The sequence below is a fragment of the Aliivibrio sp. SR45-2 genome (assembly GCF_963890165.1).
In the GTDB taxonomy this organism is placed as follows: Bacteria; Pseudomonadota; Gammaproteobacteria; order Enterobacterales; family Vibrionaceae; genus Aliivibrio; species Aliivibrio salmonicida.
Genome location: NZ_CAWPRC010000199.1, coordinates 1 through 12,259, shown reverse-complemented (window position 1 = coordinate 12,259; position 12,259 = coordinate 1). Strand labels below are relative to the sequence as shown.

Here is a 12,259-nt window from a genome sequence, read left to right as displayed (position 1 = left end):
GATTTGCCCTGCAACAATGGCTGAGAACATAAAGAGGGCGGATAACCCAATACTCGGAATCGGAAGTATTGATTCTTGAAACACACTTTGACTTGCACTTACTAAGACCCGACTTCCTGGAACAAGAATAATAATACCTTGAATAATAAAGATAATACCCGTCAGATTTAAGCGTTTAGCTATCCATGTGCCATAAAGTGTGATCAATACGGTTGTTACCCAAGTACCGACCACCCATCCTCCATCAAAGCCTAAATAGAAAGGCCCCCACATACCTAAAACGGCGACAGGTAAGCTGTAGATCATATCTTGGAATCTAGCTTTAAACATGACGCCAAGGCAAAAAGAAATTAAAGGTAAACCTGCGATCTGTAACCATAGAGGAAATTCGTTTTGATATTTTACGGATTCAGGGATGGTCCATAAAGCGTCACCAATGTGAAAGCCAATGATAATACCGATAAAAAGTTTGATTAAGGTAAGAAAGCATTGGCCAAGTAAACTGGTGCCAGAGACTAAGTCGTTAAATGCTAAGCATTCTAAGGCATTCGCGATAGATAAACCGGGAACAAAGAGAACTATTGCAGCAATGCATAACCCTAATATGGGGATCGGAAAACCTAAACTTGCGATAAAAGTAACGATGAGAGTTATGACTAAAGCACTAAAAAATTCAACAGCGATACTGCGACGCTTAGTGCAGATCGTTTGACAACCCCAAACAATAAAACCAAGCAGAAAGCTGACCCATAATGCTTCATAGGTAGAGCCTACTAGCATCAAAAAAGCAGGGGGAATACAAATGTTTGCTAATGCAACCATCCATGTAGGAAAGAAGATGCTTTCAGCAGGAGGCGAGCTTTCATTTAATGGTTGTTGTAAGCGGATAATGGTATTTGCCAGCAAGCCTAAATCAATGCCTGCTGGCTTGTGTCGCTTCATGATGACCGCATTATCATCATCAGGAAACTGATAGTTTATAGAGGTAGGTGTCGCTTGGATCATGCACTCTATGCCATATTTATTTGCATAAAAAGTGGTATAACGTTCTACTTTATAGGGAGCACACCCACATCGGTGTAGGGTGTCTCCAATCTCAACAATCCGTTTGATTCTATATTGTGAAGGCATATCCGTTTCCTACTACTTTTTAATTAGCGTTGATTAAAATAAGTTACCGTCTCTAACTAGTTCACGAGGAAGCCCATTCTTTATGCGGTTACCAACCCATTTACCTAATCCAATCACGGCACCGTTAAAGGTGACAATGGTTTCGCCTTTACCTACATTATCAGGACGAACATCACGACCCATATACCATTCACGAGCTTGTTCTATGGTTAATTCAGAACTTGTTGGATTATCTGCTTTTGCAATAGCCATAATTGCTTCATGCTGCCAGCGATAGCCTTTCTTGTGAGTTTCTGCGAGTTTGAATCCAATACGGTGATAACGCATTTCACCGATTAATGAGCTCATTCTTTTTGGAAACGCCCATACTTCTTTATCTCGGATCCAAAGTTCATTGGTTTCAGGAATAGATAATTGCAGCGTGTTATGTAGTTCATCTTCAATTGCTTTTATTTCTTTTTGATTTGCTAAAGCAAAAGGGAACTTACCTAATCGTTTTTTAACTTCTGGCGCAATCGTTGCCGAGTTTTTACGAATCTTTGCAACGAAGAAGCCTTCACTGTCAAAGATTTGAGGGTAGATATGTAGAAAGCCTTCTTTTGTTAATGCTTTTTCTGCATTCTCAAAAAGATCACCTAATGGCTCAAACGTGACGGCGTCACCGAATTCGGTCACTAAATGATGACAAATGTTTTGGTTTTCTTCATGGTTTAGGGTGCAAGTTGAATACACCATAACACCACCGGGCTTAAGAGCGTGGAACGCACTTTCTATTAGATCACGTTGAGTATCGCCAATTTCAATAACCGATTCTGGGCTCCAGTTATGCATAGCGTCAGGATCTTTACGGATTGTCCCTTCACCAGAACAAGGCGCATCCAGTAGAATTGAATCAAATCTTTCAGGTAACCAACCACCAAATACACGACCATCAAAATGGGTAAGAGCTACGTTACTCACACCACAACGCTGGACGTTTGAACACAATATTTTTACACGACTTGACGAATATTCATTCGCAACTAAAGCGCCTTTGTTTTTCATTCCCGCGGCAAGTTGGGTTGTTTTTGACCCCGGAGCAGATGCCATGTCTAATGCCATTTCAATATTGTCATTGTCTTTTAATAATGCAGTGACGGGCATCATTGAACTGGCTTCTTGAATGTAAAATAGACCAGCCATGTGCTCAGCGGTACTGCCTAACTTTACAGTATCGCTTTCTTGTCTTGTGATCCAAAATCCGGTATCACACCAAGGCACTGGGTCCAATTGCCATTGTTTTTCTTCGGCTCTTTTTTTGAATTCTTCAACACTGTTTTTTAGTGTATTCACACGAATGCTGCGACGTAAAGGGCGTTTACAAGCGGCAACAAATTCGTCCATAGAAAGGTGAGAAGGCATAGTTTCTTGAACTTGTGCTAAAAAAGCATCGGGTAGAAAAATATTATCGTGCACGAAGAGATCTCATTGGATGATGACTATGGGAGGGAGTGTAATACCTATTGAGCTTATTGTCTAAATGGAATTAATTGAAAGACTTAATTATTGAAAGAATTGATAATAAAAAAGCAGCTATAAAGTAATAGCTGCCTTTTTATACATTAAGACGTGTGGTTATTTGTCTTATTTATTTGGGTTTGGTATTGCTGCGTTCCACAACGGCCAATCGTCTTCTGATGTTTTATACAGTAAGTATGATTTGTTTTCTTTTGCCTGTGGAGCTAAAGATTCATCATCTGGGGTAGAGAAAGCAATCCCGCCACGTAAGATGCTATCAACAGTACCGGCTCGAACTTTTGCACCGCTGATACCAATCGACATATTTACACCAGACACATTCCAGAAAACACTGTTTTCTCGAATTAAATAAGCATAGTTTGGTTGAACACCAATAGTGATAATAATACGGTCAGATAGATCACCTAACCTAACATCAACGACTTCACCGACTTCAATTTCTCTAAATAAAAGTGGGGTGCCTACTTTAACTGACCCGCGAGTGGATGACTCTAAGGTGTAATTTATAAGTGCAGCGGCTTGTGGTTGGTCAGTTAAAGAAAATTGAGTTTGTACTTTTCCTTTTCCTTTTCCTGGTGTGACTTGAATATAACTGCCAAGCAGTGTGTCTAGATTTTCTGTTTTAGTCAGGCTAATTGTTGGTTTTACTACCCAAAAATGGCTGCCTGGAATGGCAATTTGATTTACGTATTCTGGAAAGATCCGAGCCTGTATATACACATTACTTTGTTTGAAGTTTGGTGTTACCTTACTTATCTCACCAACAGTAACGCCCTGATATTTAATCAGTGTTCCTTTTGATATTGATGAACTGTCTTTCGCAGTGAAAGCAATGATCTTTCCGAATGCTTGTGCTTCAGAAAGAGTTGAGTAGAGCTTCCACTTTTGACCTAATTTATTTTCTACGCCTTGAATGTTATCAAAACCAATACCACCACGGATCATGGATAGTAGAGGGGCCGCTTGAATATTTACGCCACTTAAGCTGGCCTCAACATTAACGCCAGAGTAATTCCAAAATACAGTGTCACTGTGAATAAGGTGAGCATATTGCTTTTCAATATTTACTTTAATGTTTACGCCATCGTTACCAAGGCTGAAATCCGTCACTTTACCAACAACAAGGTTACGATAAAGAATAGGGCTGTTCTTGGTAATAGGAGGAAGTTCTGCACTGAATAAAGTGAGCTCTGTACTTTTTTCTGTTTTAAATTGAGCGAGTTCGGCTAATGAACTGTTTTTAAATAACGTGTAATTCTTTTGCTTGTACCCTTTACCTTCACTCGTGAAACTTATCGAGCCTGAGATCAATTCTTGAGCGGGAGGAACATCAATACTTAGTCCTGAATCGGTTAACTCGGCAGAGACACTACCAGAAACAAAGAATTTGTTATGTGATTTAATAAGGCGTTTGTATTGTTCAAAAATCATTGCTTCAAATTTGACTCGGTCACCAACTAAAGCGACATGAGTGATCGAACCTACTTTAATGCCTTTATATAAGATTTTAGTATCGGCAGTTAAACCAAATGAGCGATCTGCGTATAAAGAGAACGTTATTGCTTTAGCGTCTTGTTTTATTAACTCTGGTTTACGAATAGCCGAGAACGTTCGTGATTTATCTCCTTCACCAGGAACCAGTGTTAAGAAGTTACCACGGACTAAATTACCGATATTTTCGACACCAGAAAGGCCGACCTTCGCTTCTTCTAGTACGAAGCGAGAGCCATCATTTAAGTAATCAGCAAACGCGGGTTCAACGGTTGCTGATGCAATGATATCTTTTTTATCGTCTGATAATTTTAAGCTGTTGATCTGACCGATTTCTAATCCTCGGTACATAATCGATGAGCCATTAGGACTAATTTGATTATTGTCCGGTAGTGTTATTTTAATGGAAATACCACGGCCAGCGGTTTTGATATTTGAGTAAAGACGGAATTCTTCACCATTATCAATCGCTTTACCATCATCGGGTGAATCCACAGCAATAGCCCCACCAATTAAGGCCGATAAACTTTCAAATTGCACATCAACGCCATCAAATCCAATACTGGCACCAATGCCACTGGCATTCCAAAAACGACTTTTAGACGTAATTAAATGAGCATATTCTTCATCAATTAAGGCTTTGATTTTTATCTTGTCGGTCTTTTCATCTAATTTGAAGTTATACACTTCACCAATCGGAATTTTTTTATAATAGATTTTTGAACCAACCGAGATCGAACCAAGATCACTGGATCTCAATGTAATGTTTAATCCCGTCGAATTAGGTTGAATGACAGGGGAGTTAGCCAATGCATTAAATTGTGTTTTTGCTTCGCCTGAACCCGGTAAAATCGCAATGTAGTTACCAGAAACAAGAGCGTCTAGCCCTGAAATCCCAGTTAACGAAGCTTGTGGTTTTACTAACCAAAACTGAGTGTTGTCTTTTAATAGCTCGGACGCTTCAGGATAAATGTCAGCATCTACATAGATATTCGATAAGTCTTTCGATAAGGTGATGTTTTTGACCATACCGACTTCTAAGCCTTGGTAGCGAATCGTTGTTCTACCCGCGGTTAAGCCCTGAGCATCATCAAAATAAATTTGAATACGTTGCCCTGCCTCGACAAAAGCAGAATATACAAGCCAGCCGCCTAAGCAAAGGGCAAGTAAGGGCAAGATCCAAAGCGGGGATATACCGCGTTCGGTTTTGATATTTACTTGTTCGATTGAAGAATCAACGTTTTTTGGCGCGTTCATAATTATCCCAAATTAGACGAGAATCAAAACTTTCTACGGCTAGCATAGTAAAAACTACAACTAAGCCAAAGGCTACTGCACCCATTCCGGGTGTAAAATCTAAAATTTGTCCACGGTCAATCAAGGTCATCATAATTGAAATTACGAATAAATCCATGACTGACCATTTCCCTATCAATTTTACCGCGACATAGATAGACATACGCTGGCGATGAAAAATAGTACGTTTAAATTGAATGCAAAGGAGTAAGTAACCTAACCCCAGAATTTTCGCTACAGGTACGATGATACTGGCAACAAAGATTATGATGGCAATACCGTACATGTCCGATTGAATAAGCCCTGCAACCCCAGAAAAAATAGTGTCTTCAAGGCGTTTCCCATTTGTTAATAAAATTGAAATGGAAATAATATTCGCAGGAATAATGAAAATACTAGCAGCGATTAAATAAGCCCATGTTTTTTGTATGGATTTTGGTTTTCTTTTGTGAATCGCACGTTTACATCGAACACAATGAGTTCCATGTTGCTGGGTAAAATGGCAGTGCTCACAATGTATCGAATTGAGAGGATCCGTAATTGGAGCTTCAATCTTCGTTTGATTTTTTCTTTGCCATGCTCGCCAGTAGCGTCGCGCACTTACATGAGTGAGCAATAAAGAAGTGACAAACTGCAAAAGGATTAATCCGTATAATCCAGAGCCGACAAAAATATCGGCATGGTCTTGTATTTTAAAACAAGCAATCGCTAAACTGACGAGAAGGACATCTAACATCATCCAATTTTTTAAGTGTTGTACTGTAGTAACGCTTATACGAAATAAATTAAACCATTTTTTTCTAAGGGCAAGGTGTGCTGCGACAACGGAAGAACACACAAGCAGAGGCGCAATAGAGCTGCAAAATAGAATCAATAACCCAAGCATTGGAAACCCTTCAGACATCAGAGTGATTGAACCTGATGGCAATGTAGCAGGGATCATGACACCAAATAGTTTAATGGTGACGAGTGGGAAAAAATGCGAAGGTATAAATAGTAACAACGCAGCAATGGCAATCGCCAAATCACTGTTTAGTGAAATACGATTACCACGATAAAGCTGCGTATTGCAGCGAGGGCAGTGAGCATTTTGCTTTTTGTCTACCTTCGCAACTTCTACAACAAGGTCACAACCGTGACAGCGACGAAACTTAGCGTCTTCCACGATGGTTATCCAAGAGATTAACTTTGTATTGATCCATAAAGTGTCTGATAGAGTCCTTGTTGTGTAACGAGTTCATGATGAGTTCCTGATTGAGTTACTTTTCCATCATCTAAAACATAAATCGTATCGGCTTGTTTTACGGCACTTAGTCGATGAGCAACAATGAGTGTTGTGCGTCCTACCAAGAAATCACTTAATGCCTTATGTAATGCCGCTTCTGTTGCAGTATCCAGTGCAGAGGTTGCTTCATCTAAAATAACAAATTTTGGGTCGGTTAATACCATCCTCGCAATAGCCAATCGTTGACGTTGTCCACCAGATAACTTTACACCTTGGCGACCAATTTGCGTCTCTAACCCATCCGTTAGCTGAATGACGACATCTTGCAGTTGAGCTACATCAAGCGCATTCCATAATAAATCATCAGAATATTCACTGCCTAATGTCAGATTATGCCTTAGTGTGTCATTAAATAGTATAGGTTGCTGTAATACAACCGAGATTTGGTTACGAATCTTTTCAAATCCAACGTCTCGAGTGTCATGACCATTAAATAATATTTGACCACTATTGGGTTGATATAATCCCAGTAACAGTTGGATCAGTGTCGATTTACCACCACCACTTGCACCAACCAGAGCCACTTTCTCTCCTGGATGGATAGCTAATGATAAATCTTTTAAGACATGCACTTCTTCGTTATAACTAAAGTTTAGATCAGAAATAGAAATACTGGCGGTTACATGAGAATCAAATGGGTTAACAGTACTATTAACTTTAGGTTCTTCATCAATATGCAGCAACGTATTTATTCGTTTTAGTGCGGCAGAAGCGCCATACCAAGAAAATTGAATACTTAATAATTCTTGAATTGGTGACAACATTACCCATAAGTAACTAAAAATAGCGAACATTTGACCAATACTTAAGTCGCTCATTAATACCATTATCATTGCAGCAGCGCGGAAAAGTTCAAAGCCTAATAAGAAAAGCAGAAAAGAAAGACGACCAGCAGCTTCTGATTGCCAGGTAAATTGATCGGCACTGTTTCTTATATCATCTGCTTGTACTTGTAGCTGCTTTAAAAAGGTACGTTCACGGTTAGATGCTCGAAGTTGATAAATCCCATCTAAGGTTTCAATTAATCGAGTTTGAAATTTTTCATAGGCTTGGTTTTCTTTCTTTTTTAAATCTTTTACTCGATTGCCTAATTTTCGAGAAAAATAGATCACAATAGGGTTAACAAGAAGAATGAATAAACCAAGTTGCCAGTTGATCCAAAGTAGAACACCAGCAGTGCCTAATACCGTTAAAAAGGAAACAATAAAGCGACTTAGTGTCGGGCCTAAGAACTTATCGATGGTATCGATGTCTGTAATGATATGTGAATTGATTCCACCGCTTCCACGAGACTCGTATTCTTTCATGCTAATGCGACTGAGTTTATCAAGCAGTTGTAAGCGGATCTGATAAGTAATCGTTTTAGAAACAAGACTGAATTGACGGCCTTGAATAATATTTAATATTTGGCTGATGATCCGCATTAAGATCACAAGAACAAGAACTAAGAGAATATAGCCGACAGGGCTTTGCCATGCAGAAGGAAGCAGGGTGTTTAGTAATTCAACACCAGTAGCCGGTTTGTGAAGTAGGACTTCATCGACCATTAATGGCATGAACAATGGAATCGGTACGCTAATGAGTGTCGCGACGATGGCGATTAAATTAGCACTAAATAGGCGCTTTTTATAGCTTCGAGCTTGCCTTAGTAGCCAATTCCAGTTAATTGTAGGAGAAGTAATGTTATTCACAATGAGAATGATTCCTATTATTGTATTTTCGGAGGCATTGTACTCAGTATAATTAGAGTCGCAAGTGATTGGTATAGTTAATACTTAGAATAGATCTAACAAAGGAAAGAAGTAGAGATGAATTTAAAAAATTATCAACGACTAACGCAACAAGCAATCGGCCTTATTGAAGATGAACCTGATTTTATTGCTAATCTTGCAAATATAAGCGCATTACTGAATATGGAGCTTGATGACATTAATTGGGTTGGCTTTTATCTACTTAAAGACGATGAATTAGTATTAGGACCGTTCCAAGGGAAACCCGCTTGTATTAGGATTACGATAGGTAAGGGCGTATGCGGAACTGCATTTTTGACTGAAACAGTTCAACGTATTGAAGATGTTCATGAATTTGATGGACATATCGCATGTGACGCGGAAAGTAATTCAGAAATTGTAATTCCATTTTATAGAAATGGAAAGTTGGCTGGTGTCCTAGATATAGATAGCCCAAATATTGGTCGATTTAGTGAAATTGACGAAAAAGGACTGGTTGATTTCATGAAAGAAGCAGAAAAGAGACTTTAATTTTCCTTCAGTAGTGGTTTTTCACGCTTAAGTATCTATAATAGCGCAATATCTTTACTAGAAATAAACCTATATACGGACTAAACCGTATCTATCAGGAAACTACATGGAAAACTCTGAAAAACTAGCGAACAGCAAAGAAGTTATTGCATACATTGCTGAGCGTTTCCCGAAATGCTTTATTTTAGAAGGCGAAGCTAAACCTCTTAAAATTGGTATCTTCCAAGATCTAGCTGAGCGTTTAAGCGATGATTCTAAAGTAAGTAAAACTCAGCTACGTGCTGGCTTACGTCAGTACACATCTTCTTGGCGTTACCTACACGGTGTTAAGCCGGGCGCATCTCGTGTTGATTTAGATGGTAACCCTTGTGGTGAACTAGAAGAAGAGCACGTTGAACACGCTAAAGCATCTCTTGAAGAGAGCAAAGCTAAAGTAGCTGCTCGTCGTAAAGAGCAAGCGAAAAAAGCAAGAGAAGAAGCGAAAGCTAAAAAACCAGCTCGTGCTACTACTCCACCAAAGCGTCGTCCTCAACCTGCTGCTGTTGCGAAAAAGCAAGAGAAGCCAGTTGAAACTCGTGCTCTAAACTCTGACGAAATTACCGTAGGTAATAACGTAAGTGTGAACATGGGTAAAGGCAACATGCCAGCGACAATCGTAGAAATTAACAAGGATGATGTTCGAATTCGCTTATCAAACGGCCTACAAATGGTTGTTAAAGCGGAGAACCTTCGTTCATAAAGGAGTACTCCCGACGCATGAATTGTCGATTTAGAGTCTCGCTGATTGCTGCTGGCGTAATGCTAGCAGCGTCTGCACACGCACTTGAAGCTAAGGTTCTTGAAGCCAAGTATTCAGAAACGGACTTACCTGTATTAGCGGCTGAAACTCAGCATGCGACAGCAAGTAAGCGCGTTACTTCTCGTTTTACACGTTCTCATTATAAGCATTTCTCATTGAATGATGACTTCTCAGTTGCCATTTATGAGCGATATTTAGACATGCTCGATTATAATCGAAACGTGTTTACTCAAGCGGATCTTACCTCTTTCGCTCCATTATCAACCAAATTTGATGATCAATTAAAAGTGGGTGATACTCAAGCCGCCTTTGATATTTATAACTTATCACTCAAACGTCGTTTTGAGCGTTACGTTTATGCATTGTCTTTATTAGATAAAGAGTTTGATTATACTGTTGATGAATCTTTTGAGTTAGATCGCTCTGACGCGGCATGGCCAAAAGATGACGCTGAGTTAAATGAACTTTGGCGTAAACGTGTTAAATATGATGCGCTTAACTTGTCTATGACAGGAAAAGATTGGCCTGAAATCCAAAAGATGTTGGGCAAGCGTTATAATAATGCGTTAAAGCGTTTGACTCAAAGTCACAACGAAGATGCGTTCCAACTTTACATTAATGCATTTGCTCGTGAAGTTGATCCTCATACTAGCTATTTATCCCCACGAAATGCTGAACAATTCCAATCTGAAATGAATCTTTCATTAGAAGGTATTGGTGCAGTATTGCAAGCGACCGATGACTATACTGTTATTCGATCTCTCGTGGCTGGTGGTCCTGCACAAAACAGTAAACAACTTTCAGAAGGTGACCGAATTATTGGTGTTGCTCAAGAAGGTGAAAAATCTGTTGATGTGATTGGTTGGCGTTTAGATGACGTTGTTCAATTAATAAAAGGCCCTAAAGGAACAAAAGTGTATCTTGATATCTTGCCAGAAGGTAAAGATTCAAAAAGTCACGTTGTCACAATTGTTCGAGATAAGATTCGTTTAGAAGATAGAGCAGTTAAGTCTGAGGTGATTGAGCAAGACGGCAAGAAAATTGGTGTATTAGAAGTACCAAGTTTCTATGTTGGCTTAGCTGAAGACACTAAAAAACAAATTGCTGAATTAAAAGAAAAAAACATTACCGGTATTGTTGTCGATTTACGTAACAATGGTGGTGGTGCATTAACTGAAGCAACTGCATTATCTGGCTTATTTATTACATCAGGTCCTGTAGTTCAAGTTCGTGATAGTTATGGACGTGTTAATGTAAATGCTGATACTGATGGTGAAATTGCTTATACCGGTCCGATGACTGTATTAGTAAATCGTTATAGTGCTTCTGCTTCTGAAATTTTTGCTGCAGCAATGCAAGATTATGGCCGTGCTGTAATTTTAGGTGAAAATTCATTTGGTAAAGGAACAGTACAACAGCATCGTTCATTGAATCATATTTATGATTTATTTGATAAGCCGCTAGGTCATGTTCAATACACAATTCAAAAATTCTATCGAATCAATGGTGGTAGTACGCAAAATTTAGGCGTTGTTCCTGATATTGCATTCCCAACCGCGATTGATGCTAAAGATACTGGCGAAAGTGTTGAAGATAATGCACTTCCTTGGGATAGCATTAAAGCAGCCGAGTATAAGCAAACAAATCAGATTGCGAACACGATTGCTCCATTGGCACAAAAGCATGTTGAACGAATTAAATCAGATGAAGAGTTTGGTTTCATTCAAGAAGATATTGCTCGTTATAAAGCAGAAAAAGACATTACTTCGATTTCACTAAATAAGAAAGTGCGTGAGAAAGAAAGTGATGATGCTGATGTTCGTCGTTTAGAGCGTGTAAATCAAAGACAAAAACATCTTGAAAAAGAAGCGTTTAAATCTATTGATGACATACCAAAAGATTACGAAGTACCAGATGCTTATTTAGACGAAGCAGTATCAATTACCATTGATTTGGCAACAATGGAACGTTAATACTTAAGAATATTGCTATTCTTGAAGTGAACGCTTTCATTATCGTTATTTAAAAACAGAAGCTATTTATGGCTTCTGTTTTTTTATACGTAAAATTCAAGCAGATACCCATTTTTTCATCTAGGATTAATAGAGAGAATAATAAAAGATAAAAAGTAGATTTAATGGGAGAAAGTTATGAAGCCGATAATATTGTTAATTCTGTTGTTTTTTATTAGTCCCTTCACATCAAGTGCAACGGTGGAGCTAAAAAATAATAATATTACCTATTTTGAAAATCCTTTTCTTCTTGGTGATTGGTATTTCTTTAAACCAAAAGATGCAGAGAGTGATTATGATGTTCTTCATATTTCGTTGAGTTCGAATCATGATTTTTTTATAGAGATGATTGAAATGGAATCAAATTCAGCAGATGTGTGGAGAGGCGAGTTTTCTTTGTCTCAAGAACGTATTCGCTTTGAAGGCGATGAAGAAGAACCACAAGTTTATCATTATCAAGTTAGCC

At 38.7% G+C, this 12,259-nt stretch carries 8 protein-coding genes and 1 pseudogene; 4 read left to right on the top strand and 5 right to left on the bottom strand.

The window, feature by feature from the left end; all coding sequences use genetic code 11:
* The 5 genes from AACV33_RS19160 to AACV33_RS19140 form a co-directional block, all read right to left on the bottom strand.
* A partial coding sequence (locus tag AACV33_RS19160) for a threonine/serine exporter family protein (protein ID WP_182700542.1) occupies nt 1-1,131 on the bottom strand: 1,131 nt, incomplete at its 3' end.
* Nucleotides 1,132-1,164: 33 nt separating this feature from the next.
* A complete protein-coding gene (rsmF, locus tag AACV33_RS19155; protein WP_182700541.1) occupies nt 1,165-2,586 on the bottom strand; it encodes a 16S rRNA (cytosine(1407)-C(5))-methyltransferase RsmF in 1,422 nt (473 codons plus the stop codon).
* Nucleotides 2,587-2,754: 168 nt separating this feature from the next.
* Nucleotides 2,755-5,397 carry an MlaD family protein gene (locus AACV33_RS19150; RefSeq protein WP_023603228.1) on the bottom strand — a complete coding sequence of 881 codons (2,643 nt, stop codon included), beginning with the start codon at nt 5,395-5,397 and terminating at the stop codon, nt 2,755-2,757.
* Complete coding sequence (locus AACV33_RS19145) at nt 5,375-6,601, bottom strand: PqiA/YebS family transporter subunit (protein ID WP_182700540.1); 1,227 nt, start codon at nt 6,599-6,601, stop codon at nt 5,375-5,377. Before AACV33_RS19145 ends, AACV33_RS19150 begins: the two co-directional genes overlap by 23 nt.
* 17 nt (nt 6,602-6,618) lie before the next feature.
* Nucleotides 6,619-8,412, bottom strand: coding sequence for an ABC transporter ATP-binding protein (locus AACV33_RS19140; RefSeq protein WP_370527198.1), 1,794 nt, complete (start codon nt 8,410-8,412; stop codon nt 6,619-6,621).
* A gap of 117 nt (nt 8,413-8,529) precedes the next feature.
* Between AACV33_RS19140 and AACV33_RS19135 the strand changes: the two genes are divergently transcribed.
* The 4 genes and pseudogenes from AACV33_RS19135 to AACV33_RS19120 all read left to right on the top strand — a co-directional run.
* Nucleotides 8,530-8,982, top strand: a complete 453-nt coding sequence (locus tag AACV33_RS19135) for a GAF domain-containing protein (RefSeq protein WP_017023230.1) — start codon at nt 8,530-8,532, stop codon at nt 8,980-8,982.
* A gap of 106 nt (nt 8,983-9,088) precedes the next feature.
* Nucleotides 9,089-9,721: an RNA chaperone ProQ gene (proQ, locus tag AACV33_RS19130; RefSeq protein WP_012550195.1), complete on the top strand. Its 633-nt coding sequence runs from the start codon at nt 9,089-9,091 to the stop codon at nt 9,719-9,721.
* Nucleotides 9,722-9,738: 17 nt separating this feature from the next.
* Nucleotides 9,739-11,754: a carboxy terminal-processing peptidase gene (gene prc, locus AACV33_RS19125; RefSeq protein ID WP_017023229.1), complete on the top strand. Its 2,016-nt coding sequence runs from the start codon at nt 9,739-9,741 to the stop codon at nt 11,752-11,754.
* A 177-nt stretch (nt 11,755-11,931) separates the two neighbouring features.
* Nucleotides 11,932-12,259, top strand: a pseudogene (locus tag AACV33_RS19120) (hypothetical protein); the annotation flags it as partial.

Bases quoted from the DNA above. Each gene is read 5' to 3' on its own strand.
- AACV33_RS19150 (WP_023603228.1), bottom strand. From the start codon at position 5,397: ATGAACGCGCCAAAAAACGTTGATTCTTCAATCGAACAAGTAAATATC.
- AACV33_RS19135 (WP_017023230.1), top strand. From the start codon at position 8,530: ATGAATTTAAAAAATTATCAACGACTAACGCAACAAGCAATCGGCCTT.
- proQ (WP_012550195.1), top strand. From the start codon at position 9,089: ATGGAAAACTCTGAAAAACTAGCGAACAGCAAAGAAGTTATTGCATAC.
- prc (WP_017023229.1), top strand. From the start codon at position 9,739: ATGAATTGTCGATTTAGAGTCTCGCTGATTGCTGCTGGCGTAATGCTA.